Here is a 25,003-nt window from a genome sequence, read left to right as displayed (position 1 = left end):
CAGGGGGATCGCTGGTATCATGGCGACCCGATTTTCCCCAGATGTGCCGGAGCCCTATGAGTAAGCTTAACCCCCGCCAGCAGGAAGCCGTGAACTACGCCGACGGCCCTCTGTTGGTACTGGCCGGTGCGGGCTCCGGCAAAACCAGCGTGATCACCCGCAAGATCGCCTGGCTGATCCAGGAGCGGGGGATTCCGGCGCGCCATATCGCGGCGGTAACCTTTACCAACAAGGCCTCACGGGAAATGAAGGAACGGGTGCAGCAGCTGGTCAGCCGCGACCTGACCCGGGGACTGATTGTCTCCACCTTCCACAACCTGGGCCTGCGCATCCTCAAGTCAGAGTTAAAAGCGTGCGGCCTGCGCAACGGCTTCTCGATTTTAGATGGCGCCGACAGCAAGGAAATCCTCAAGGAGATCCTGCGCCAGGGTGAATCGGAACGGGATCTGGACGCGGTGGATGTCATCCACAAACGGATCTCCGACTGGAAGAACGCGCTGGTGCTGCCCGAGGAAGCGGTAAGCACCGCCGAAACCGACGACGACCTGCGCGCGGCCATGGCCTACGGCGGCTACGATCGCATGCTGCGAGTGTGTAATGCGGTGGACTTCGACGACCTGATCCTGATGCCCGCGCGCATGTTCCGCGAACAGCCGCGTATTCTGGAAAAATGGCGCAACCGCATTCAGTACCTGCTGGTGGATGAATACCAGGATACCAACGGCGCCCAGTACGAAATGGTGAAAATGCTCACCCTGCCCGAGGGCAAATTCACCGTGGTAGGCGATGACGACCAGTCCATCTATGCCTGGCGAGGCGCCCGCCCGGAAAACCTGGCGCAGCTGCAGGAAGATTGGCCCACTCTCAAGGTGGTCAAACTGGAGCAAAACTATCGCTCCACCGGCCGCATTCTCAAAGCCGCCAACACCGTCATCGCCAACAACCCCCACGAGTTCGAAAAGAGCCTGTGGTCCGATTACGGTTACGGCGAACCGATTCGTTTCTCCGCGCTGCGCGATGAAGAAGCCGAAACCGAATGGATCGCCAGCGATATCTTCCATCGCCGCCTGCAAAAAGGATTGCAGTGGAAAGATTTCGCCGTGTTGTACCGCGGTAATTTCCAGTCACGCATTCTGGAAATGAAACTGCAAAGCCTGTCGATTCCCTACAAGGTCTCCGGTGGCAAAAGTTTCTTCTCGCGCAGCGAGATCAAGGATCTGATGTGTTACCTGCGCTTGTTAGTGAACCCGGACGACGACAACGCTTTCCTGCGCATCATCAACACCCCCCGCCGGGAGATCGGCCCCGCCACCCTGGAAAAACTGGCCACCTGGGCGCTCAAGCGTGAACAAGGCCTGTATCACGTGTGTGATGACTTGGCGCTTAGTGAAGTGATGAACCCCAAAGCCGCCGAGAAGCTGCAAAAATTTAAAGCCTGGCTGGATACCAAACGGCAGTTCTGCTTCGGCCAGAACAGCTTGCAGGCGGTGCAGGAACTCATCACCGACATGGACTACGAAGGCTGGCTGATGCAGAACGCCTCCAGCCCGCGCATCGGTGAAAAAAACATCGAGAACATTTGGCAATTGGTGCGCAGCATTGAGCGCATGCTGGACAAACAGGAAGACGAAGAAGAAGGCGCCAGCGATCTGGAATCGGTGATCAAGAAACTGGTGCTGCTGGACATGCTCGAACAACAGCAGGAAGAAGATGATTCCGACCGGGTGCAGTTAATGACGCTGCACGCCTCCAAAGGCCTGGAATTTCCCCACGTCTACATGATGGGCGTGGAAGAAGAATTCCTGCCCCACCGCACCAGCATCGAAGAAGACAACATCGTCGAAGAACGCCGCCTCATGTACGTGGGCATTACTCGCGCCCGGGAAACCCTGGCCATGACACAAGCGTTAACGCGCAAACAGTACGGCGAAAGAAACGACACCACCGCCAGCCGCTTCGTGGACGAAATGCCCCAGGACGACATCGATTTTTTGGGTATCGGCATTCAAAAGGATGAAGCAAAAGAAGCGGAAGTGGCTGAGGCCAGCATTGCCAACCTCAGAGCGTTACTGGATTAGGTCACGCAGCATGCTTCACGCCACACGCAGCAACGCGAATCCAGTTTCAGCTTTAGAACGCAGAGAGGCCGCGCCCAAACCTTGAGCGCGGCCTCTCTGTATTGGGAACGGACAAAACGCTCCCGCGTTGTTGCGTGAAGCGTGTCGCATGCTGCTTCTCTTCTTCTTACTTCGCCCCACTTTTCTGCAGCATGTAGATCACAGTGCTGCGGATTTCTTCGTCGCTACAATCGAAGCAACCACCGCGTGGCGGCATGGAGTTGATGCCATTAATCGCTTCCTGGACCAGGGTATCGAAACCTTCTTCTTCCACCTCGTGTGACCAGTAAAGACGATGCTCCTTGCCGACACCGGGAGCGCCCAGCGCACCGGAGCCGTGACAGGTCACACAGTACTGTTCATACAACTGCGCCCCGTCACGAGAAACCGCTTCAGTGGCGGCATTCGTGTTCGGGGCGCTGTCGTCGGAGCAGGCTGTCAGCACAAGCGCTGACAGCACGATTCCGGGTAAGGACCAACGAGGTCTCAGCAAGGTTATTTACTCTTGCTGACCATGTATTCGATAGCGTCTTTGATTTCGTCGTCAGAGCAATCCATGCACATGCCTTTCGGGGGCATGGCATTGATGCCATTGATGGCGTTCTTCAGCATGGTAGCTTCGCCTTTGGCGACATGCGGTGCCCAGGAGGCAGCATCACCCACTTTCGGGGCGCCGGCAGCGCCAGTGCCATGACAGGCGGCACAAGAAGCGTTATACACTTGCTCACCGGAACGGGGGCCGCTGGCCACTTCTTCGGCCGGGGCGGCAGCGCTGCCACATTCGTCGCCTTCCACACACACAGATCCCACCGGCTTGATACGCTCTTCGATGGCGCGATCACTGAATACAGAGCGCTCGCCCAACGGGTAAGGGGAGATTTCCTTGGTGCTCTTGGCAGCCACGCTACCGGCGGCAAACAGGGTAGCGACCAGGACCAGGCTGGCAGTCAGCATCTTTTTCACAATTACACCTCTAATTCTCTGTGGTTCGCCGCGGAAGCCCTTAACGGCCTCTTGTGGGCGCTGCGGCTGGCGATTATACCCGCTCCAGCCGTAGGGACAAAACGCTTGATGTTACGCCAGAGACCTAACACCGGATGCCAAATCGAAAATTCGGCCCGCAGACCGAATGATAGCCCGCTGGGCAGCCCCCGTCAGGCGAGCTCAATCCGCGGCAGCAACAAGGTAAATCGGCTGCCTTCTCTCTCCACACTGTGGACCCGCACCTCCCCGCCATGACGCTCGGTAACGACCTTGACGAAACGCAGGCCCATGCCGGCTCCACGGGTGCGAGCGCCACCGCTGGTGTTAGCCCGGCTGAAACGATCGAACAACCGCTCCTGGAATGCCGGCGGGATACCGACCCCGCGATCACGCACCTCACAGCCCACGTGGTTGTCCTGAGCATATAGCTTCACATCCACAGAACTGCCTTCGTGGCTGTATTTCACGGCATTGGTGAGCAGGTTCACCACCAGGCGCTCCAGCAGCTCATTATTGCCCAGCACCCAGACTTCCTGCTCCGGGTCGTACTCAAACCGCAAGGTGATATCCCGTTGCTGGGCCTGAATGTGCACCTGATCGATGGCACTTTCTACCACGTCGAGCATGTCCTGCTCGTTCATTTCCACGGATTCCACCGCTTCTACTCGGGCCAGCTGCAGGAATTGCTCGGCGATGTTCAAGTTGCGCTGGGCATAGTGCTGCACATTATCGAGAAAGGCCGGCAAGCCATCGTGGTCGCCGCTCTGGCGCATTTTTTCCGTGAGCGCCAGCACCGATACCATCGGCGAACGCAGGTCATGGGAAAGGAAATCCAGCATTTCGGAACGGGCCCGCATGGCCTGCTTCACGTCGCTGATGTCCTTGAAGGAAATGATCATCATGCGACCGGGATTATCACCGGCATGCACCAGCAGCATGTCCAGATACAGGTCGGTGCCCTGGCGGTTACGGCACTCCACTTGGGTGCGTCCCTCGCCGAGGGTCCGGCAGAGCAAGTCATCCCAGTTGTGCTCGCGCAGCTCCAGCTCCCGATCCAGCTCCGTCACCATCGGCTGCCCGGCGTCCAGAGCCCCTATTTCCAGGCCCAACAGGAAGGCAGCCTGGGGGTTCGCATAAACAATGACCCCACAGGCATCTGCAATTACTACCCCTTCGCGAATCTGCGCCAGCGTCACCTGGAAAAAACGGGTCAGTGCTTCCTGACGCTCCTCTTCCCGGCGCAGCCGTTCGATGTGTTTTTCCAGCACCTCGTAACGCGGCCCCACATTCGGCGCCCGGGTACGAATACGGACCAGCATGGCACGCACCCAGTAATCGTAAGTATCCGCGTGCAGTGCTTGATCCCAGACCAGATCCAGCTCATAGCGACGGCCTTCGTGGCGGAACCGGTACTGGCGCGCCAGCGCGCCCTTCCAGGTGGCCGCCGGCAGGCTGTCGCCGCCCCGCAAGGGCTTCTCACCGCCCAGTAGACGCCAGGAACGTACCGGCAATACCTGTTCCAGCATGCGCCCCATTTGCGCCAGCGAAGATGGCTGGGTCAGACGCTGGTTCAGGTCGCTGTATTCCGACAACCGCTCCATAGCGTTCCGCATATAGGACAGGGAGTATTCCAGTCGCCGCCATGTCCACAGCGGGTAAGCCATAATCGCCGCCGCCATGGCCGCTGACGGCGGGAACCACAGCCGCAGGGAGATCAGCGTGGCCATGCTCACCAGCATGCACAGCAGCAGCACGGCAAACACCAGCGGCATACTCCAGCGTGGCAGCACATAGGGCAGCAGCAAGGGCGCCAGCAACGCCAGCATGACACCCAGCACCAGCGAGCTGGGCATGGACAGGTCACGCACCAGCCGGTCCGCACGCAGGGCATCCAGCAGATTGGCATTGATTTCCACCCCGGCCATTAACTCGCCCTTGCTGGCCATGGGGGTGGGCAACATATCGCCGAGCCCGGCGGCGGTGGCACCGATCAATACGATCTTGTCGCGAATCAGTTGTTCGGGAATCAGGTTTTCCAGCAGCTCGACGGCAGAGACCTGAGGGTAACTGTTCGGGCCGCTGACAAAGGGAATATAGCGATGATAACGCCGCACATTGGCCAGCCCGGAAAACTCTTCGCCCTTGTCCGCCGGGAAGACCTGCTCAGACAAAATGCCTTCCTGCACCAGCAGCGTCTGGGTGATGTGAGGCCACCAGGCCTGACCGATTCCCGAGCGCATATACACCGAGCGAGCCACACCGTCGGCATCCAGATCCAGGTCCACATGGCCCAGCCCGGCGGCGGCGCGGGCAAACGGCGAGTAGGGCAACACTTCAATCAGCTGCCCGCCGGCGCGCAACTGCTCCACATGCACAGGCAGGTACACATGGCCATTAGCGGCCATGGACTGCACCAGGGCCAAGTCAGAATCCGGGTTGTTGCGGTCCGGCTCGGACAGAATCAGGTCCATGAGCACCGCCCTTGCGCCCATGTCGGTGAGCCGGTCAATCAATTGGGCATGGACTTTGCGGTCCCATGGCCAGCGACCAATTTCGCGCAGGCTGTACTCGTCGATCCCAACGATAACCACGTCCTGGGACGGCTCATCCGGCAGTGTTTGCAGCAGACTGTCGTAGATATAACGATCCACAAAGGACAGCGCACCGCTGATCGTCAGCAGCGCACACAGCCCCACCACCAGGCACAACACCGATACATGCTCTGCCAGATAACGACGCTGATCCGGGCTCAAACGATTGCGCATGATTTACAGCGCCAGCAGCAAGGCAGCCGCACCCACGAAGGCCCACAAGTCCCAGTGCGATTCTTTTTCCGGCGAGGGTGGCGGCGCAGGCTCAGGCCGCGGTGCGGGGGTCACACTGAATGCTTGCCAGCTTTCCTGGCCTCGCAGGCCGTTCTCGTCCACCGCCCGCACCAGCAACCGGTAATCCCCGGTGGGCAAATCTTTTTGCCAGTGGCCGGTAGACAAAGGCGTTTGGGTCAGCAGCCGGCCAGCTGGCTGGTTATAGAGTTCCAGCAAGTAGGATTGGGCCTTGGCCTGGGTCGGCCATACCGCCACCACGCCGGTATGCGAAGTCCTTACGTCCATGGATGGCGCCGGCAACAGTTCCACAGGTTCGATGGGGGGCTCATCCAAACGGGCCAGGGTAGCGTAACCGCCTTCGATCTGGCGATCGGTGCCGCGCGCGCCCACATCCACTCGGCCTTCGATCACTTCGTTGCGCGTGGTCTCGGCGCCATCCACCCCCAGGTAATACTCCGTGCCCCGAACCGCCGCCACCGCGCCAGGCGTATAAACCTCGAAGGACGCCTCGTCGCTTTGCCGGGGGCTGACGCTGTTACGGATATTGCCGCGCTGCAAACGCAGCTCGGTGCGTTCACTCTGCTGATCCAGGAAGCGACGATAACGGGTCACCACCAGCAGGCTGACAGGCTTGATATAGACTTCCGACTGATCAGCAAAGCGCAACCGGGCGCTACTTTTCGCGGCTGTCTCCAGGGCGTCACCGAATGCTACCGCATCACCGTTTCTCAGCTGGCGGGGCTCCCCGCCTCTGGCCGGATATAGCATCACCTCACCGGTAATCGCATCCACGGTGGCGGGAATGGGTTTTTCCTTCAACCAGCTGATTGGTACCCGCAGGGTATTGCCGGGGCTCAAGGAGTGGGGGTTGTCGAGCCCGTTATAGCGGGCCAGTTCGCCCCAGCAGGTTTGCGGAGACTGGGCGAACTGTTGACAGACTTTCCAGAGAGAATCGCCAGGGCGCAAGGTGTAATGCCAGTCATCCCCGGCCCAGGCCGTTGATAGCAGGCACAGCAGCATGGCTGTGCTCAACCAGACCCTCATAGATGTGTCCTCAGAACCTGTTTATGATTTTATTCTTCAATCGGCTCCAAGCGATAACCGTGCTGGTACACCGTTTTGATTCGGTAGCCGCGTTCAGGCCGAATATGAAGGCTACGTCGAATTCTGCTGATATGCACGTCTACAGTGCGTGATTCGATCGGGGTCATGATACCCCAAACCTTCTCCAACAGGTGCGCCCGGCTCATCAGCTTGCCCACATTCTGGAACAGGTAGCAGGCCAGCTCGTAATCCTTGTCGGTCAATTTGATCGCGTCTTCATCCAGCAGGATCTGACGTCGGGACCTATCCACGGTCCAGGGGCCCACACTCAGGGCTGTTTCTTCATCCATTTCCGATACCCCTGCCCGGCGCCCGAGAGCGCTAATACGGGCCAGCAATTCCGCTTGCTTGGTCGGTTTCACCATGTAGTCATCCGCCCCCTGGGACAGTGCGCCGACAATGGATGATTCATCATCACGCTGCGTCGCAAACAGCACCGGGGTCCGGTTGCCACTGGCACGTACTTCTTCCAGCACGGCGTAGCCATTCATGTCCGGCACTTCCCAATCGAGCACCAGAATGTCGAAGGTGTCGCGACGTAACAGGGACATGAATTCACGGCCGCTGGCCATGTGAATACAGTTATGGCCGGCCTCTTTGAGCCAGTGAGTGACTAGCTCTGCTTGAGCCATGTCATCTTCGAGATAAGCAATGCGCACGGTTAAACTCCATCTGTTGCAGGCCGACATCTGCCCGCAAAGGGTACCGATCTATCAACGGGTTAGCGGGAAAAGATTGTAAAATGCCCAGGCGGTCGATTCGACACCAAAACCGTGGCCACGTCCAACCTTTACCGGTTTTCTGCCCCTCGTCCGCCCCTTTCAGGCCGGCCCACTGGTCAGCTTCAGGCCGATGACACCCACCACGATCAGCGCCATGAACGCCAGCCGCGAGGCATTGGCCGGGTCCTTGAAGAAAACGATGCCGAGCAGCGTAATCCCCACCGCTCCAAGCCCGGTCCAGATCGCATACGCAGTCCCCACAGGGATGCCGCGCATGGCATAAGACAGCATCAGCATGTTCAAACCGGTAAGCACCAGTGAACTGCCAATAGACAACACCCCGGGGTTAATTTGGATCCACTTGAGGCTCATGGCCCAGGCGATTTCCACAATCACGGCCAGCAGCAACACTACCCAATACAGGTTCACTCTGCTTTCTCCAACACACAGGCCCGCCAGGACATATCACCAGAAGCAGGCACGGGCTCGTCAGGAAAACAGTGCTGCCGGAAACCCGCAAAGAGACAGCCTGCCCATATTCAGATACCGAGAGGGAGCTCCCGGCGCGCCGATTATAGTCACTACGCCACAGGATGCATCCCATCCATGGACGACAACGCCACAACCCGCTATCATTCGCGCCCGTTGAACCCCAAGTTCTTCAGATTTTGCGCCCGTAGCTCAGCTGGATAGAGCGTTGCCCTCCGGAGGCAAAGGTCAGAGGTTCGAATCCTCTCGGGCGTACCATTTAAAAAAGGGCCTCCCATCTGGGAGGCCCTTTTTTTGTGCCGCCAGACGGCGAGACGGCGAGACAAACCCGCGCCGTTTTATTCCTTCTCACGATAGGCACTGGGCGAGCACCCTTCCCAGCGTCGAAAGGCACGCACGAAACCGCCCGCATCGGTATACCCCAAATGGGCCGCCAGCTCCTCTATTTTCATGGTGGTGCTGTCAAGGAGTTGCAGGGCCAGCTGGCGACGCTCTTCTTCGACCAGATCCCGGTAGCTAGTGCCCTCCTGCTCCAGCTTGCGGCGCAGGCTTCGGGTTGAAAGGGCCAACTCACTGGCCATGTCATTAAGGCTGGCCCCAAGGCCCAGCTCCCCCAGCAGTTTCTGGCGTACCTTACCGGCAAGGCCGCTGTTTTCCACGGTGTCCATGCGCTGCTGGCATTGCTGTTCGAGCATGCGGGTGAGCACCGGGTCGTAGCCGGGGAATGGCTGACTGGCACCCGCCCGATTGACCAGAATACGATTGGCGTTGGCATGAATGGCGGGAGCCATGCCGCACAGGGTCTCAATGGCCGAGGCGGCAACATCCGGCTCACCGGTGAATTCGACGCCCCTGAATTCCACGCCCTGAAAGGTGATTTCCCGTACCAGGTTAACGGCCGTCGCCATGTCGCGCTCAAGTAGAAACTGGCGCAGGTGTGGGGGGATCGGGTCCGGGTCGAAGATCACACCGAACGTGTCACCGTCCTCGCAAACAGTAATGCGGCAGTAGGCGGTGCTTAGCGGCAGGTAACGCAGCCCCAGGGCGACAGCATCGCGCAGGGTCTTGCAGGTACGCAGGGCAAAACCCCACACACCGAAGGTGGCCAGGTTGTATTGCAGGCCCAGTTCAAAGCCGCCCACTCCCTCTTCCGGCAGAGCCAGCATCAGGTTTTCGATCAGGCGCATTTCCTGGGTCCGCGTCACCAACCCCTCACCACTGGACAATTCGGTTTCCGAGATGCCTGTGCCGAGCAGGCAGGTCTGCTGGTCGATGCCGTTGCGCAGGGCAAAGTTAAGCATGACCTGACTGATGGCCACCGGGTGCAATTTGTCATCTGAGTGCTGCATTGCCCGTTCCGCTGGTTCCGCCCTGTCACCCCCTGGCCACTTCTGCAGGGTGATTGGCCACGGTGGCTATTCTGGTTTTCACGCTGTCAACGTAGTGTTTACTCTGATGAGTTCAACAAGAGACTATACTATGGACGCGGCAGCATTAAACAAACAAGCCATTGCCTCTGCCAAGCACTATATGGGGAAAACCGCGTGGCCGACAGTTTTACTGACGGTGGCTGTAGTAGCTGCCTTCATCGCCACGCTAACCCTGTTTGCCAATGGCACGCTTGGCCCATGGCTCACTTACTTCCTGGTAGCGGCACTGACTTATATGTCATACACCCCGCTACACGAAGCAGCCCACGGCAACATTCACGGGCAGAATGATCGCCGAAAGTGGATCAATGATCTGTGCGGCTATCTGGTGGCGCCGATCATTGCGATTCCGTATGCCTCACATCGCATTGAGCATTTTACTCACCACCGTTATACCAACCAACCCGGCAAAGATCCGGACTTTATTGTCAGCGGAATGCAGAAAAGCCCCCTGGCAGTGCTCAAGGTTGGCTTTCAATTTTTGTGGGTTCAAAACACGTTTTTCATCAAGCATAACTGGGGCAATGCGTCCCTGAAGGAACGCCTGATTTTTTGCCTGGAGTTAACCGTTTCCATTGGCTGGCGGGCAGCCTTTTTGGCAACAGTGGCCCAACCCGGCACCCTTCCCGTCATTCTCGCAGGCTATTTTACCGGCGGGTTATTCACGGCCTACTGGTTTGCTTACCGCCCACATCACCCTTATGACAATACAAAGCGGTATCAAAACACCAACAGCCTGATCATGCCACGCTGGATGAAACCACTGGAATGGTTCTGGCTGGGGCAAAACCTGCACTCCATTCACCACCTATTCCCCCGCGTGCCTTTCTATAAGTACCACGCGCTGCACCGGGACATTGAACCGATCCTGCAGGCTCAAGGCACACCGATTGTCGGCATATTTTCCCGCAAGCCGCTAACGGAAAAATCTGACTGACAAGAACGCCGCCCCTTCTATTTTTTCAATAAGGGGGCGGCGTTCCACTTACGCTGCAGCAGCGCGGCCTCTTCCGGCGAGCTCCTCACCCGCTTTCACCCAATCCAGCATCGTTGCCCGAATTTGCGGAAAATAGCGGCCACCGACGCTCCAATGACAACAACCCTGAATCTCCACCAGCCTGGCCTGATCACCAAACCGTCGAGCGATTTTTCGTTGCACCCGCAGCGGGGTGATACGGTCTTCCGTGCCACCGATAATCAACACTGGACAATGGATCCGGCTCACCTCCACATGGGCAGCGGAACGGCGACCCAACAATGACGCCACACTGATCTGGAAGGTCGCCATTCCCGATTCGTAGGTACAACTGTCGGTAATGTCCTGCTGCACTTCCGACGTCTGACTATTCGCCACGCCGTACTGCACATTGGCCAACCGCACCTCGGTGAATGTCTTCCATAATGGAAAACGCAGCATATTGCGGCCCAGAGTCCGAATCACCGACACCCCCAAACCATTAATGCCTGCCGGCGCCGCTGACGACAACAGGATCAATCGCTCGCAAGGCACCTTCGCTGCAGCCAACTGTGCCAGCAAGGCGCCCATGGAATGACCCACCAAAACCGGCGGCCGCGGCTGGCGCTGTATCGCTTCAACAATGGCATCCACATAGTCTTCCAACCGAGCACTGGCCAACGCCGCCAGACTGGAGGAACTGTGCTCTTGCTTACTGCGATGATGAGGCAGAGTCAGCGACTCCACGCTGTAGCCTGCATCGTCAAAAGCATCACGAACTTCCTGCAAGGTATTCGCATCACTCCACATGCCATGGACCAGCAGCACCGGCGCCTTGTTATTATCACTGTTCTTCATGATGATCTCCTTTTACCGACCTTGCTCAGGCCGTTGCCTTGATCGGCTGAACATTGTCACGGTGTGCCGCGGCGGGAGAAGAGAAGGTCAAAATGCCGTCATCCACAGCCTGGTTAACCAGCGTGTCCTTGTCCTTGCCATAGTGCATGGTCACCGCCCAAGGCGCCTCTTTGCCCTGGCGAGGCATACGATCTTTCGCACGATCGATATAACCCGGAGCAAAACCATCCAACATGCCGCTATCGGTGACGTTGTCGCCATGATCTACAGGCGTGGCCGTGCTGAAACCCTGTTCTTCCATGTGGGTAAACAGGCGACACAGATATTGACCACCAATATCACTCTTGAGAGTCCATGGCGCATTGGTATAACCAAAGATCCAGCCATAGTTGGGAATATCCTGAATCAAGATGCCCTTGTAGGTCATCTTTCTGGGCAGCGCTACCGGCTCACCGTCCAGCTTCAACTCCAGCCCACCCATTAACTGCACATCCAGGCCGGTGGCGGCAACGACAATGTCCGCATCAAGGTGCTGTCCGGATTTGAGTACGATTCCGGTTTCATCAAAACGCTCGATATGATCGGTGGCGATATCCGCCTTGCCTGAACGCAGGCTGGTAAAGAAATCCCCATCCGGCGCGGCACAAAGGCGCTGATCCCATGGCATATAACTTGGGCTAAAGTGACGCACATCGAGGTTTGGGGCCCGCTTGTGCATGTGTGATATCAGCAGTTTTCGGGCACGTTCCGGCCAGCGCTGGCAGGCCAGATACAGGCCGCGCTGAATCAGGATATTTCGCCCACGGGTCATCTTGAAAACCCATTTTTTCGGCAATACTTTATTAAGCACCATGGTGATTTTGTCAGTGTCCGGCATGGCCATGATGTAGCTGGGAGAACGCTGCAGCATAGTCACCTTCGCCGCTTTTTCTGCCATTGCTGGCACCACGGTAATTGCCGTGGCGCCACTACCGATCACCACCACTTTCTTACCGCTATAATCCAGCTCTTCCGGCCAATGCTGCGGGTGAATAATCTGCCCCTTGAAGTGCTCTTCTCCGTCGAAGTGCGGCCGGAAACCATGATCATAGTTGTAATACCCCGCGCAATTCACCATGAACCCGCAGGTGAATTCACGGCTTTCGCCACTGGCTTCATTCTGGGTATAGAGCGTCCATTGCTGCTCGTTGCTGGACCAGTCTGCGTTATCCAGTTTCAAGCCGTACTGCACTTTGTCGTAAAGGCCGAACTCACGGGCCGTTTCCGCCACGTACTCACGGATATCCCCGCCCTTGGCCAATATCTTCTCGGAGTACCAGGGCTTGAACTCAAAACCGAAGCTGGCCATGTCGGAGTCCGAGCGGATACCGGGATAACGGAACAGATCCCAAGTGCCGCCCACTTTTTCCCGGCGCTCGATAATCGCCATGCTCTTATTGGGAAACTGGCGGGCGATGTGGCAGGCGGTTCCGATACCGGACAGTCCGGCACCAATGATCACGATGTCGTAGTGCTGGGCGCTCATGGCGACCTCCTTGTTCTGCGTATTGGATATTGCTACCTGTCACTATTTCAGAAGCCACCCTTGACAATATTGACGCATGTGGACATATTTTTGACATAACGCGACAAAAGCGCCCGTTCTTGAGTCCGCAATATGCAACGAACGACCTCGCCAAAAGCACCATGAGTGACCTGATCCGCGCCACCAACCTGTGGGGGTTCGACGAATTGGTGCGCCAACTGGGTGGCGACCCCCTGCCCCTGCTGGAGCGCTACCATATTCCGCCGGAGGAACGGCGTGATGACAGCTCTTTCCTGCTGTATCGCAACCTTGCCGCACTGTTCGAAGACACCGTCCAAGCCCTTCATTATCCGCAGCTAGGCCTGAAGCTGGCGGAGTATCAGGGTATGGATATCCTTGGCCCGATCAGTGTGATCGCGCGCAGTGCGGCCACGGTGGGCGATGCCATTAGCAGCATTGCCCGCTATCTACATCTGCACAGCCCTGCCCTGGGCATCAGCAACACCGTGTGCGAACACCAGGGTCAAACCTGCATTCGTTTTCAATTCACCATTGATGAAGACAGCTCGGGGGGATATCGCCCACAGGCCTACGAGCTGAGCCTGTCGAACTCTATGCAGGTGATGAAGCTGCTCTGCGGAGACACTTTCCGTCCCTACAGTGTGCACTTCATGCACTCACGCCAGGCTGAGATTGGTGCGTATCACGACGTGTTTCGCTGCGACGCCTATTTCGAGCAGGACTGGTGCGGCCTTTATTGGCCTGTGGCAGCCTTTGGCATGCCGCTATCCAGCGCCGACCACCATACCTGGGAGCTGGCGGAGCGTTATCTGGCTTCCCAGCAAGCCCCCAACGCCATCACTCTCAGCGAAGATGTCGCCCGCCTGATCACTACCCTGTTACCCACCGCTCAATGCACCAGCGCCGCCATTGCCTCACACCTGTCCATGCACAAACGCACCCTGCAGCGCCGCTTGGCCAATGAAGGGGTCAGCTATGAACAATTACTGGAAGAGGTGCGCTTGAAACTATTGCGTGACTATCTGATGGAACCCAATCTGAAACTCAGCCAGGTCGCCGGGCTGCTGGGCTACTCCGAACAATCCGCCTTCAACCGTGCCTGCCGACAGTGGCTCGGCACAACGCCACGGGCCTATCGCCGCCATCTATTGAGCCAAGCCTAGGAAGCCCCCTGAAAAGGGCATCGCATAATGACCTCAAATAGCCTGCTAGGCAGTCAGCAGTCTGAACCGCAAAAACAGACACCCTCACCAAGGTAAACATACCACTCATCACTGAACCTTCTTCACAGCAATAAACAACCTATTTACCGCAAATAGTCGTTTTTTGTGCGATTTACGGCCGATTATGACGATAAACAACCTGTGATATTTTGTGACCAAATGGTAACTTGCGCCGGCAAAATCATAACTCGGGAAAGTTATCATGAAGTATTCGAACAAAGCCGTGCTGGCAGCGGCGATTGCTGCTGCATCGACCCAAGCCATGGCCAATGGCCTGGCCCTGAACGAACAGAGCGCCAGCAGCGCCGGTTCTGCCTACGCAGGCCGCGCCTCTACCGCTATCAACGCCAGCACCCTGTATGGCAACCCCGCCGGCATGAGCCGCCTGGACCGCGCCGAAGTCAGCGGCGGCCTGGCCTTTATCGATGCCAGCACTGACATTAGCGATACTCAGGGGCAACTGCCCGCACCATTAGGTCTGCCAGTGTCCGGCACGAACGATGGCGACATGGTGCCCTTCTCCACCATTCCTTTCGGTTACTACGTGAGCCCGATCAGCGACAAGCTGCATGCCGGCATTGGCGTGTACGCCCCCTTCGGCGTAGAAAGTGACTACGAGGATAGCTTCCAGGGCCGCTACCAAGGCGTTACCAGCATGGTGCAGGTTGTCACCATCCAGCCCACCATCAGCTACGCGTTCAACGATCGCATTTCTGTAGGTTTCGGCCCTACCATCAACCACATCTCCGGCGAGCTAACCAGCAAGGTTCCTGGCGCAACCTTCGCTGGCATTGATCCTGCTTTCATTGGCGCCGCGGATAGCGATGTAGAAATTGAAGGGGACGATATTGCTTATGGCTTCAACTTGGGCACCCTTATTGCCGTTAACGATCGCCTCGACTGGGGCCTGACTTACCACTCCAAAACCGAGTTCACCCTAGAAGGCGACACCACTGTGAGCGGCTCTCCCTTGGGCACCGTCCTCGATGGTGAATACGACGCCGAGCTGGATATCACCATGCCGGAATCCGTTGATACCTCCATCAGCTTCCAGGCTACGGACGACCTTGATCTGTATATGGGGGCCACCTGGACCCGCTGGAGCCGACTGGAAGGTATTGAAGTGGAAAACAGCGGCGTGAACCCGCTCCTTCAGGCCCAGTTTGGCACCATCACCGAAGAGCTGAACTGGGAAGACACTTGGTCCTTCGCCGTTGGTGGCGCCTATCAACTGAACCCGAAATGGGTGGTTCGTGCCGGCTATGCCACCGACAAGTCCCCCACCAGCGATGCGGATCGTACCGTGCGCATCCCGGTGAGCGATCGTGATATCTACACTCTGGGCGCCGGCTGGAGCCCCACCGCTGACCTGACCTTTGATGCCGCCTACGCCTACATCAATGAAGAAAAAGGCCGCGTGTCGCAGGATACCTACAGCGCCGATTTCGAAAACAGCGCTCACGGCCTGGCCCTGCAGGCGACGTACCGCTTCTGATTTCAGATGCGCTAATGTCACATAAAAACGGCGCCCCAAGGCGCCGTTTTTTTATGCCGCACTGCGGCCGCTACACGGTTCACGCACCATGCAACACCAACCGAATCAGCTCACCGTTTCCCGTTCCGTTTCGGTGAGGTGTTTGGGATGCCCCTCCGTCACCTTGCCTACCCAGAGCGGATGAGGCTCAGCCAGGCGCACGCGCTTGCGAAACTGGCGGCGCACCACCCACAAGGATAACGCCACCAGCAGCAACAGGCTGTTGATCAACAGGTTATCTGCCTCAAGAGCGTGGGCACTCTCCAGCGTCACCTGCAACAGCGGCACCGCCAAATAACACAACGGCGCCACCATAAGCATCAAGCCACTGAACCGCAGCGGCGAGGCTCGCAAACTCCACAGCACTAACAGCAACACCACCACACCGCAAACCGCTCGCTCCGCAGTGGCGACCCAGGCCGCCCAGGGCGTATAAGGCAGCCCCTTGCTGACCAGGAAACTGCACGCCACGCCGATCACAACGCCGAAACAAAGCCCAAGGGTCAGACGCAACAGGAACGCCGATCCACGACTTGGCCCCTGACGATCACTGCGACGCTCGCACCACAGCACATTACCGGACACAAACAACAACGCCCCCAGCAAGCCCATGGCGAAGTACAGCCATTTCACCAGCATCCCGCCGTAATCGCCAAAATGCAGGGAGTACACCGGCGAGAAGGAATCAAAGTTCAGGCTGCGCTGCCCCGGTGCGATCACGTTCAAGATGCCCATCGCGGGATCTAGCACCACATGCGCGTGATGCCCCACGTAACCGGGCACGGACCCCGCCACATCCACCCAGCCGGCGGCATCGCCGTAACCGCGGATTTCCACCCAATCCACGCTCATCTCAGGCAACGCATCGCCCGCGGCAGACAGGTAATCCGCCATCGGCACCATGGCAGCGGTTTCGCCCTGGCTTTGCACTGGCGGCCAGACCGCCGTTTCCTCTTCGATGACCCCGCGCAACTGGGGACCAAACACCAGGGTGCCCAGCACCACGGCCACCAGCGTAAAGGCGCCCATGGCCGCCCCGGTGACCGACATGATCAGGTGGAACGGCAAGCTGACCACACCGATCAGGTTATGCATGTTCTTCCAGTAACGGCGCATGTTGCCCTCATGCTTGAGGGCAAAAAATTCCTTGCGCAGTTTCGGCCAATGAATCACCAACCCCGTGAACAGGGCCGCGCCATACAATATCGAGATCAGCCCCATGAAGGTCATGCCGAGGTTGATGGGCAGGCCGCCACTGGGGATCGCTAACTGGTAATGCAGCTGATTGATGAAATCCGCCAGCGCCGAACGGGGCTTTTCAACATACTTTCCCGCCTCGTCGAAATCCGTGGCATGGGCCGTGAGCCACTCCCCCGCACCAGAATCACTAGACTGAAACCACATTACCGCCGGGTCTTCCTCAGGCAGGAAAAAAAGGCGTTTACGCGCATCCGGATATTGGGCGGTAACACGGTTCAGAAGCGCCTGCCCATCGATGGCGTCTTGCGACACCTGCGTTGTGGCCTGTGGCGTCTGCCAGTGGTGCATTTCGTGATGGAACACGTTGAGGGCACCGGCAAAAAACGCCACAAACAGAGCCAAACCACTGGCCATGCCCAGCCAGGCATGCAGGTCAATAAAGCGTCGCAAACGGTCCGCCTTCATGCACCACTCCCATACAAAGCCGTGGTTTGCAGCGCCATCCAGGCCACCCCATTCATTACCAGCAAGGCCACCAGCGGCGGCCAGGTGCGCTCAGGCAACGCCACCAGGGTCACCAACAACATCCACAACAGGGTCACCCCCAGCAGCTGCAACACCAGCCAGGACTGCCAGGGCACCGGGAGCGACGCCGCCAACAGCCCCATCAGCATCCCCGCCAAGGGCAGGCTCAGCAGAAACGCCAGAAACGCTCTCATCGATTGCCCCTCCGGCGCTGATAGCTATCGCGATAATGGCTAACCAGTAATGGCACCAGCAGGGCCGGCAACGTGAACACCCACAACCCCACAAACAGACCCACACTGGCGCCCAGCTGTAGCGACAACAGCCACAATCCACCGGCCAGCAGGGCCAAGGCAATAAAACGGGTAAAGGCGGGAAGGGGCTGATCTAACCAGCGCTGCTGGCGATCCGAGAGATAAAACAGCAACACACTGGCAAGTGTGGCCAGAACGGCAACCAGCATAGGGAGAGAACCATTAATTATGATAATGGTTCTCATTTAATAGCAGCAGGACGTTTTCGTCAAGATTCCCAGCCCGCCCACCGGCTCAGCGGGGGCGCAGCTCGCGCAAATAATCACTGGCCTCGCTAAGACGCGCCGTGGACAGGCGGTCCCAATCCACTGATTCACGATCCGGCATCCATACACCGGAAAACGTGGACGCATCCGCCAGCACCAGCTCCGCATTGAGCATGGGCACACCGTGGTAATCGCCGGCCATTCCCCCGGCCCGGCGAATCACCGACCACCAGGCCGGCGGCCGCCAGTGCAGGCGCACATCGGGCAGATGGCAGCTTAGCTCGGTTTCCGCCACACAGCATTCCAGCACGCTGTCCTGCTGACGACTCAACCCCTGCCGCCACAGTGCCGACCCGGCCACCATGACCAGCGACGGAAAGGCCCGCAGCAATGCCCGACACCGGTCTTCATCGGTGAGCGGCTCGCCCAGTACCACCTTGTAGAAGACCGGGCGCGGCGGCGCCACCTGCTTGACCACTCCGGCTTCCAGCCAGCGCAGCACGGTATCCAGCGCGCCGCCAGATTCCTCCGGTTGCAGCTGTTTCAGATCCGAGAGGGTAAAAACCCGCGGCAAACTATCCAGTGCTGGAGACAACATCGTCATTGCCTGCATTAACGGTCCGCCACATCAGCCAACGGCAACCGCAGGCCCAGGCAGTAACGCAGGGCCATGGTCCACGTCAGCAGATGGCAAATCACCGTGAGCTGCCGGGCTTCTGGCAAGCCGGCCAAGCGCATCAGCACCACATCATCGACCTGACGCTCAAGCCCCTTGATTTGCCGGGCCCGCAGGTCATTGGGGGTCTGGCGTTGCGCCAGGCGCAAGGTCAGCAAACGCCCCTGAATATCATCTTCCTGTGCCGCATAGGCGCGCTCGACCAGGCTGTAACTGGACAAATGCCGCATGGTGCGCGTGCGCTGCTGGCGCCGAGAACGATGCCTTTGCGGCACCACCAGCACAGAAAAGACCCGCGCCAACCACTGCACAACAGGCAACCAGCGGGCCCCATCGCGGCACGCCATCAGGTACCAGCCCCAGGCCCGCAGACGAGACACATCCCGGCGCAGCACCCGCACCCGGGCGTGGCTATCCGCACTGCCCGACGAGGCACAGCTGGCCCGGTAAACGGCCAGGTACTCCTGCAGGGCCTGCAGCCGTGTCTCCACAGCCTCCAGCCCCAACTCCTGCTGACGCCATTTTTCCGCGCCCTGCTGTGTCCCCATAAACTGCAACTCCTGCATAGCCACTACTCAAAGACAATGCATAAAAAGTGAACGCCGATGCCGCTGTGAAACAGATTCAGCCCGGCACCGCTAACTCTAACGATGCAACCCTGCCCACCCCAGAACAAAACCGTCCGATTTCCGTGTAGCCACGTAGCCGTTTTGTATCTTCCTGATACAGCCTCTGGAACCAGTTCACACTTTCAGTATTTGCATCATTTCACCTACACCAAAATGCATGAATATCTTATTCTCCTGCGCCACCACAGACAGGATACCCCCCTTTGCACCTACGCCCTTTCACGCTCTGGATTTGCTTCGCCCTGCTTGCCCCCGCAGCGCCCCTTCAGGCCCACCCCGGCGGCCTCGATCAACAAGGCGGGCACACCGACCGACGCACCGGCGACTACCATTGCCACCGCGAACCCTGCTTCACCCTGCACCGCCAACAGCAACAGGCCGAGCAGGACGCCGCCGACGCACAACGCTCGTTCAGCACCCTCTATGACCGGGACCATTGGCCCCACTGGGTTGATGCGGACCAGGATTGTCAGGACACCCGGGCAGAAGTCTTGATCGCCACCAGTGAAATTGCGGTGACCTTCACCGGCCCGGACCGCTGCACCGTGGCCAGCGGCCGCTGGTACGACCCCTACACCAACCAGACCTTCAGCCGGGCCGGCGATCTGGATATGGATCACTTTGTTCCCCTGCGCCATGCACACGGCCACGGCGGGGACCAGTGGGACCAACGGTTGCGCCGACAATTTGCCAACGACCCGGACAACCTGATCCCGGTATCCGCCAGCGCCAACCGCAGCAAAGGCGCCCGCAGCCCGGACCAGTGGCTTCCCGATAACCGCCGCTACTGGTGCGAATACGGCCAGCACTGGGAACGAATCAAGCAACGCTACCAATTGATGGTCACACTCCAGGAAGCCGACGCCCTGAAACAGCTGTTAAGCCATTGCCCGCTGGCCGCACATCCCTGACCCCAAAACGACAAAACCCCGACCACAAGGCCGGGGTTTTGATTGTCACTTACCAAGAGCCGTTCCTTGCTGCGCTAGCCGGCAACCAATACCGCCAGCAAGCACGCCATGCCACTCAACATCGTTACCAGCAACATCCGCCGGCCTACCATCGGCCAGTCGATATAGCCAACACTGTATCTCTCCTTGAGCACCTTCATGAGCAGCCCCTCACCACTCAGCGATCTTGGTGGTGTTCTGCGCAGTACCATCGGTTTTCCAGAGGCTGTGTCCCTCATCATTAAACATGACGTAATACACAGCGTCGCCGACTTTGGCCCACACCTCAGCCCCATATTCACACTGCTCGGGAGACAGCATTACAGTGCCCGCCTCGGTGCCATCGGTACGCCAGGCTGCATAGCCATTGTCATCCTGTTCTGCCGAGAAAAAGAGCCAATCCCCCACAGACTCCAGCGCATACGGCCGGGCGGCTCCATTCGGGTTAATCGTCTTCACTACGTAGGTGCCACCGGGCGTACCATCACTGACCCACACCTGTGGTTTGCCCGGGCTCTCCTCTGCGGTAAAAAACACGCTGTCACCATGAAGAGCCAGCGATTCCACCCCACTGCCAACGGGACCGGATAAAAAAACCGTCTTCCCCACCACTGAGAATTTCCAGATTTTATTCGCAACACCATCCGTTGCCAGTAAGAAGAGCGCATTGCTCTTTACCCGGAAATCAGTTGGGTTACTGCCCGCAGAGTCCGGATTCGGGGTAGAAAATAAATGCGTCCCGGATTCAGTGCCATCAGTTACCCAAAGATTCCTCCCAGAGGCAGGCAAATAACCACTAAAAAACGTCAGCGCGCCCACAGAGCGGAAGTTATTAAATGAGTAGTTCGAGGAGATCTTCCGAGCTGTCGATTCCCCCGCATCCACCCGCCAGCTACCTGCCGCGCTCCCCTGGGAACACGTTAAATAAAGTTGATCGCCCGTACTCTTCATACCACAAGATGAAGCATTGAACGGCTGCTCATCTGGGCCCATCAAAACGAGAGGCTGCCCGCCCTCACCAATAGCCAGCACCTGGTTTTCTGAGGTCACATACAACCAATCACCCGCGGAGGCCATACCATCAAACCCCGAGGTGACAACCCCTCCCGGTTCTGGCCCTTCCACTTTCATTGCGCTCCCACCTTGCGCCACCCACAACAGGCCGTTATTGGTAAAGTAAAAGCGATTGCCAACCGTCTGCCAGGACCAGCCCAGCTGATCCAGAAGTTCCCCATTCTTGCCTGCTACTCTCTGAGTGCCAAACGGGGTGCCGTCACTGAACCAGAGATGTCTCTCATTACTCCCCGTCGTCACGAACAATACGCCGCCCTCACTCAGAAAAAATCCGGAAAAAAACTCTTCTTTCACATTCAGCGAACGAGTTCCCTCCGGGGTGCCGTCACTCACGACAGGGAGGCCCTGGTTATCGAACAAAAAGAACAGGGCGGAACAGTGAATCTGCAAATCCCCGAGGGCGTCAGCGTCTCCCTTGGCAACACCTTCCGCACTCATACCTTGCAGCACGCAGCGCTGCATAACCGGACTTTGACCCCGGTTTTCGCCATCGCTTACAGCAGGGTTGCTGGCCAGCAACTCAATGTCGTAAGACTCATTGGGGTAAAGCAAGCCATCAAACTGGAAACTGCCATTTTCGGTCAGTGTGAGTGACGGTAAACTGCTGCCCGGCGTGACATCTCTGGCAACCAGTTCCGTACCCGGCATCAGGCCGGTCAGCGTACCGGCCACGGTATAACTGGAAGGGGGCGCCGCCACATCAGCCTCCGATTCACCGCCACCCCCGCCACCACAGCCAGTCAGCAACAACGTCACCGCTGCCCCCATCAGCCCGGCCACTCGCCAACCCCGTGCCATTCGATTTTGTGTTTTCATTGATGTACCCCGTTACAGCCTGAAGGAATAAATACGTCACAAGGACTGAATTGAACGGGGTCTGTTCTGTGATGAACATCACTGAACTTGGGGATTTTTCCTGATTATGCCCTCAATGGCACGCTATTGACCTGTTATGACCGGCCCAGCGGAAGCCGCACCTCGAGGACAGTGGCTCCAGGCTGGGAGCTCAGCGTCAGCGCACCTCCATGTCGCTCTGTTCGGGCGCGCATACTTTCCAGCCCGATACCCAGGCCGCCGCCTTGCACGGCAGCCACATCGAAGCCCACGCCATCATCTTCCACACGCAACAAAAGCAGAGCGTCATCCGGCAATTGCAACGTCACCCGGGCACACCGGGCCTGGCTGTGCTTGACGATATTGGTGAGCGCCTCTTCAACCAGCCTGGCCAACAGCAGGCACTGAACCGCTGTCGGTTGCGTGCGCCAGGCATCCGGCACATTCCAGACCAGCAACATCTCCAGCGCATCAAACAGGTTGGCAAACCGGTACCGTAACGGCGCCAGCCATTCAACCGGCGTCTGCGGGGGCGCCGCACTGGCACTGGCGCCACTGTCGACCAGTTGACGCAGATCATCGCGCAGCAGCTTGAGCATGGACAGGTAACGACTCTTGTCCAAGCCATCGTCACTCTGCTCAACCATCATGATAGAGCGCACCAGCTGCCCGCCCAAGCCATCATGCAAGTCATGGGCAAGCTGCAAACGTTCCTGCAGGCGGGTGTTATCCAACGCCAAACGGTGCTCTTTACTCATTGTGGCACTAAGGTCGTCACAGGCCTTCTCGATAGCCACACTGAGTTCCTGATTAAAACGCTCAATGCGACGGGCATCTCCCGCAACGCGCAACCCCAGAAACACGGCGGCCATCAACATGAACAACAGGCAGCTGTATTGGGAAAGATAAAAATCGCTTGAGAGCAATCCGATCAATATCAGGACATCGCGCACCCCAATAGCAATCAACAAAAGATAGAAACCGGCCACCATTAACGGCCCAGCTTCCCTCCGGCGTAACGCCCAGCCAGTGATGCAAAGTCCATTCAGCAAGAAAACCAGTGAACTGATATGCCCCGCCCATTGCAGCCCCTCCCAACCCGGCGACAACACGATTACGCCAGCAAGGCCCGCGACCAGCGCCAATAAAGGGAACTCTCGCCATACTGCGCAACGAAGCTCAAGCAACCGCCAACTGAACACACAGAAACTGGCAATAAAGAAGATGTACGCCAGAGTATTGGCCTGCGCCACCATCCGGGTATCCGAAAAAGGCCAGGCTTGTGTGGCCAGGGTATTCACACCGAACAACACCCAGCAAAACGCCGTCACCGCATACCAGCCAAACACCTGCTGTGAGCGAAACGCCAACCAGATAAACAGCGCCAGGAACCCCAAAACCGCAGACACAACCAGATTGATGAAAGGCAGAGTCCGTGTGCGCCAGTGCCCCTGCTCCATCACCGTCAACATCGCTTCTGGCGAACCCAGCCGGACCCGTCCCAACCCCGGCGTTTGTGCAGCAACGCCAGCCACACGCACCCACAGCACGCGCCCTTCGCGCAAATGCGATGCCGGCAGCAGCCAATAGCGAGGCGAATTCCAGGAGCGTGATAACGGCTCCTGCAGATGACGATCACGCCAGAGCAATGTGTCTTCGCTATAGACCGCACCCGCCATAATGATCGATTCAATCACCAACCCCACCGGTGAATCCCCGTTGTCCGTATCAACACAGCCAGGCTGCCAATCAATCCGGTACCAGACAGTGCCATCGTAATCAGGCCAGCGTTGGCTCCAGTTATCCGGCAGGATAACCGCTTGCCAGCCCGCCACCGGGCGTGTGGCGCCCTCACTTTTTGCCGCCATCACCGACACAATTTGAGGCTCACAATCCGGCACATCATGTGGCAGTTGCGCATGACCTCCCGCCGAAGCCGCACACAGCCAGAGCATCAACCATATCGACAGGAAAGATTTCATCCGTCGAGCAGCCCCCGGGAACGGGCTTCGCTGATCGCACGAATACGCGACGACACCGCCAGTTTGCGATAGATATGTTTAACGTGGGATTCCACCGTATACCGGGAAATGAACAGCCGTTCGGCAATTTCCCGATTGGACAGCCCCTCGGCCACCAGCGTCAGCACTTCGCTTTCGCGAGCACTCAATGGCGGCTCACCCGACGCCGAAGGCGCCTGGTACAACTCGCCAATCACTCGGCGGGCAATGAACGGATCAATAGGCGCTCCGCCGCGTAGCACACTGCGTATCGACAGCGAGACCTCCAAGTCATCGCGCTCCTTGAGCACGTACCCCGTAGCGCCGGCGCGCAGGGCCGCCATGATGGCGTCCTCGGTGCTCCAAGCAGAAATTACCAGGATACCCATGGCCGGGTCGGCGGCACGTAACTCAGCAATCAACGCCGTCCCATTCCCGTCAGGCAACCCCAGATCCACCAGAGCCAACGCCACCGGCTGCCCCTCCAGCCATTGCCGGGCCTGGGCCAGCGAAGCGGCACAACACAGCATCTCGCTGTGATAGCCCAATTGCACAAGAACGCGCTCCAGACGGTTCTGGATCAGAGGATCATCCTCCACAATCAACACCGGCGCGGGCAGCGTTGATTCAGTCGAAATGCGGGCGGACGTATCCATGCTTGGCTCATGAGGAATTAAGTCATCGTGAAGTATGGCGACTATTCCCAAGCGCGCCCATCCCTGTAAGCAGGTATTTGCCCGCCGCTCAGCCTCCCGAAAAAAATCACGTGCCTCTTAAACGACAAAACCCCGACCAAAGGCCGGGGTTC

At 58.3% G+C, this 25,003-nt stretch carries 23 protein-coding genes and 1 tRNA gene; 6 read left to right on the top strand and 18 right to left on the bottom strand.

From position 1 onward, the window contains the following. Window positions 1-56: 56 nt before the first annotated feature. Window positions 57-2,078 (top strand): DNA helicase Rep, encoded by a 2,022-nt coding sequence (gene rep, locus ABNH18_RS10900; RefSeq protein ID WP_349382832.1) that lies wholly within the window; start codon window positions 57-59, stop codon window positions 2,076-2,078. Between the two features lie 166 nt (window positions 2,079-2,244). Here the strand turns inward: rep and ABNH18_RS10895 are convergent, their stop codons facing one another. The 6 genes from ABNH18_RS10895 to ABNH18_RS10870 all read right to left on the bottom strand — a co-directional run bounded on the left by ABNH18_RS10895 (window position 2,245) and on the right by ABNH18_RS10870 (window position 8,181). After that, complete coding sequence (locus tag ABNH18_RS10895; protein ID WP_349382831.1) at window positions 2,245-2,610, bottom strand: c-type cytochrome; 366 nt, start codon at window positions 2,608-2,610, stop codon at window positions 2,245-2,247. Window positions 2,611-2,612: 2 nt separating this feature from the next. Beyond that, the gene (locus ABNH18_RS10890) at window positions 2,613-3,071 is read right to left on the bottom strand and encodes a c-type cytochrome (protein WP_349383259.1); all 459 of its coding nucleotides are present in this window, start codon (window positions 3,069-3,071) and stop codon (window positions 2,613-2,615) included. Between the two features lie 200 nt (window positions 3,072-3,271). Next, window positions 3,272-5,866: a CHASE2 domain-containing protein gene (locus ABNH18_RS10885; protein WP_349382830.1), complete on the bottom strand. Its 2,595-nt coding sequence runs from the start codon at window positions 5,864-5,866 to the stop codon at window positions 3,272-3,274. Between the two features lie 3 nt (window positions 5,867-5,869). Beyond that, window positions 5,870-6,970, bottom strand: a complete 1,101-nt coding sequence (locus tag ABNH18_RS10880) for a FecR family protein (protein ID WP_349382829.1) — start codon at window positions 6,968-6,970, stop codon at window positions 5,870-5,872. Between the two features lie 29 nt (window positions 6,971-6,999). Beyond that, window positions 7,000-7,689, bottom strand: coding sequence for a response regulator transcription factor (locus tag ABNH18_RS10875; protein WP_007148755.1), 690 nt, complete (start codon window positions 7,687-7,689; stop codon window positions 7,000-7,002). 162 nt (window positions 7,690-7,851) lie between these two features. After that, complete coding sequence (locus ABNH18_RS10870) at window positions 7,852-8,181, bottom strand: DMT family transporter (RefSeq protein WP_007150444.1); 330 nt, start codon at window positions 8,179-8,181, stop codon at window positions 7,852-7,854. Between the two features lie 241 nt (window positions 8,182-8,422). Here ABNH18_RS10870 and ABNH18_RS10865 point away from each other — a divergent pair. Further along, a tRNA-Arg gene (locus ABNH18_RS10865) sits at window positions 8,423-8,499 on the top strand. An 80-nt stretch (window positions 8,500-8,579) separates the two neighbouring features. Here ABNH18_RS10865 and ABNH18_RS10860 read toward each other — a convergent pair. Further along, complete coding sequence (locus tag ABNH18_RS10860) at window positions 8,580-9,590, bottom strand: AraC family transcriptional regulator (protein WP_349382828.1); 1,011 nt, start codon at window positions 9,588-9,590, stop codon at window positions 8,580-8,582. 130 nt (window positions 9,591-9,720) lie between these two features. Between ABNH18_RS10860 and ABNH18_RS10855 the strand changes: the two genes are divergently transcribed. Continuing rightward, on the top strand, window positions 9,721-10,608 hold the full coding sequence (locus ABNH18_RS10855) for a fatty acid desaturase family protein (RefSeq protein WP_349382827.1): 888 nt from the start codon (window positions 9,721-9,723) through the stop codon (window positions 10,606-10,608). Between the two features lie 48 nt (window positions 10,609-10,656). On the opposite strand, the gene ABNH18_RS10850 is transcribed toward ABNH18_RS10855, so the two are convergent. Both ABNH18_RS10850 and ABNH18_RS10845 read right to left on the bottom strand, forming a co-directional pair. Beyond that, on the bottom strand, window positions 10,657-11,484 hold the full coding sequence (locus tag ABNH18_RS10850) for an alpha/beta hydrolase (RefSeq protein ID WP_349382826.1): 828 nt from the start codon (window positions 11,482-11,484) through the stop codon (window positions 10,657-10,659). Window positions 11,485-11,509: 25 nt separating this feature from the next. Then, window positions 11,510-13,009 carry a flavin-containing monooxygenase gene (locus tag ABNH18_RS10845; protein WP_349382825.1) on the bottom strand — a complete coding sequence of 500 codons (1,500 nt, stop codon included), beginning with the start codon at window positions 13,007-13,009 and terminating at the stop codon, window positions 11,510-11,512. 161 nt (window positions 13,010-13,170) lie between these two features. On the opposite strand from ABNH18_RS10845, the gene ABNH18_RS10840 reads away from it, so the two are divergent. Further along, window positions 13,171-14,193 carry an AraC family transcriptional regulator gene (locus ABNH18_RS10840; protein ID WP_349382824.1) on the top strand — a complete coding sequence of 341 codons (1,023 nt, stop codon included), beginning with the start codon at window positions 13,171-13,173 and terminating at the stop codon, window positions 14,191-14,193. 262 nt (window positions 14,194-14,455) lie between these two features. Then, on the top strand, window positions 14,456-15,748 hold the full coding sequence (locus tag ABNH18_RS10835) for an OmpP1/FadL family transporter (RefSeq protein WP_349382823.1): 1,293 nt from the start codon (window positions 14,456-14,458) through the stop codon (window positions 15,746-15,748). A gap of 105 nt (window positions 15,749-15,853) precedes the next feature. Here the strand turns inward: ABNH18_RS10835 and ABNH18_RS10830 are convergent, their stop codons facing one another. From ABNH18_RS10830 to ABNH18_RS10810, 5 genes are all read right to left on the bottom strand, one after another. Further along, window positions 15,854-17,452 carry a PepSY-associated TM helix domain-containing protein gene (locus ABNH18_RS10830; protein ID WP_349382822.1) on the bottom strand — a complete coding sequence of 533 codons (1,599 nt, stop codon included), beginning with the start codon at window positions 17,450-17,452 and terminating at the stop codon, window positions 15,854-15,856. Next, entirely contained in the window at window positions 17,449-17,706 is a 258-nt protein-coding gene (locus ABNH18_RS10825; RefSeq protein WP_349382821.1) for a hypothetical protein, read from the bottom strand. The genes ABNH18_RS10830 and ABNH18_RS10825 overlap by 4 nt, the downstream gene beginning before the upstream one ends. Next, window positions 17,703-17,975, bottom strand: a complete 273-nt coding sequence (locus ABNH18_RS10820) for a hypothetical protein (protein WP_349382820.1) — start codon at window positions 17,973-17,975, stop codon at window positions 17,703-17,705. The genes ABNH18_RS10825 and ABNH18_RS10820 overlap by 4 nt, the downstream gene beginning before the upstream one ends. Before the next feature lie 85 nt (window positions 17,976-18,060). Further along, window positions 18,061-18,645: a hypothetical protein gene (locus ABNH18_RS10815; RefSeq protein ID WP_323775254.1), complete on the bottom strand. Its 585-nt coding sequence runs from the start codon at window positions 18,643-18,645 to the stop codon at window positions 18,061-18,063. Beyond that, complete coding sequence (locus ABNH18_RS10810; protein ID WP_349382819.1) at window positions 18,645-19,256, bottom strand: hypothetical protein; 612 nt, start codon at window positions 19,254-19,256, stop codon at window positions 18,645-18,647. Before ABNH18_RS10810 ends, ABNH18_RS10815 begins: the two co-directional genes overlap by 1 nt. A 284-nt stretch (window positions 19,257-19,540) precedes the next feature. Here ABNH18_RS10810 and ABNH18_RS10805 point away from each other — a divergent pair, with 284 nt between their 5' ends. Continuing rightward, complete coding sequence (locus tag ABNH18_RS10805) at window positions 19,541-20,248, top strand: YHYH domain-containing protein (protein ID WP_349382818.1); 708 nt, start codon at window positions 19,541-19,543, stop codon at window positions 20,246-20,248. Window positions 20,249-20,322: 74 nt separating this feature from the next. Here ABNH18_RS10805 and ABNH18_RS10800 read toward each other — a convergent pair whose 3' ends face one another. The 4 genes from ABNH18_RS10800 to ABNH18_RS10785 form a co-directional block, all read right to left on the bottom strand. Next, window positions 20,323-20,448 carry a hypothetical protein gene (locus ABNH18_RS10800; protein WP_290516530.1) on the bottom strand — a complete coding sequence of 42 codons (126 nt, stop codon included), beginning with the start codon at window positions 20,446-20,448 and terminating at the stop codon, window positions 20,323-20,325. A gap of 10 nt (window positions 20,449-20,458) precedes the next feature. Continuing rightward, on the bottom strand, window positions 20,459-22,177 hold the full coding sequence (locus ABNH18_RS10795) for a hypothetical protein (RefSeq protein ID WP_349382817.1): 1,719 nt from the start codon (window positions 22,175-22,177) through the stop codon (window positions 20,459-20,461). A gap of 134 nt (window positions 22,178-22,311) precedes the next feature. Next, window positions 22,312-24,177 carry a sensor histidine kinase gene (locus ABNH18_RS10790; protein ID WP_349382816.1) on the bottom strand — a complete coding sequence of 622 codons (1,866 nt, stop codon included), beginning with the start codon at window positions 24,175-24,177 and terminating at the stop codon, window positions 22,312-22,314. Beyond that, entirely contained in the window at window positions 24,174-24,851 is a 678-nt protein-coding gene (locus ABNH18_RS10785) for a LuxR C-terminal-related transcriptional regulator (protein WP_290516527.1), read from the bottom strand. Before ABNH18_RS10785 ends, ABNH18_RS10790 begins: the two co-directional genes overlap by 4 nt. Window positions 24,852-25,003 lie beyond the last annotated feature (152 nt).

Source organism: Alcanivorax sp., assembly GCF_040118815.1.
In the GTDB taxonomy this organism is placed as follows: domain Bacteria; phylum Pseudomonadota; class Gammaproteobacteria; order Pseudomonadales; family Alcanivoracaceae; genus Alcanivorax.
This window is presented reverse-complemented; position numbering and strand designations above follow the sequence as displayed.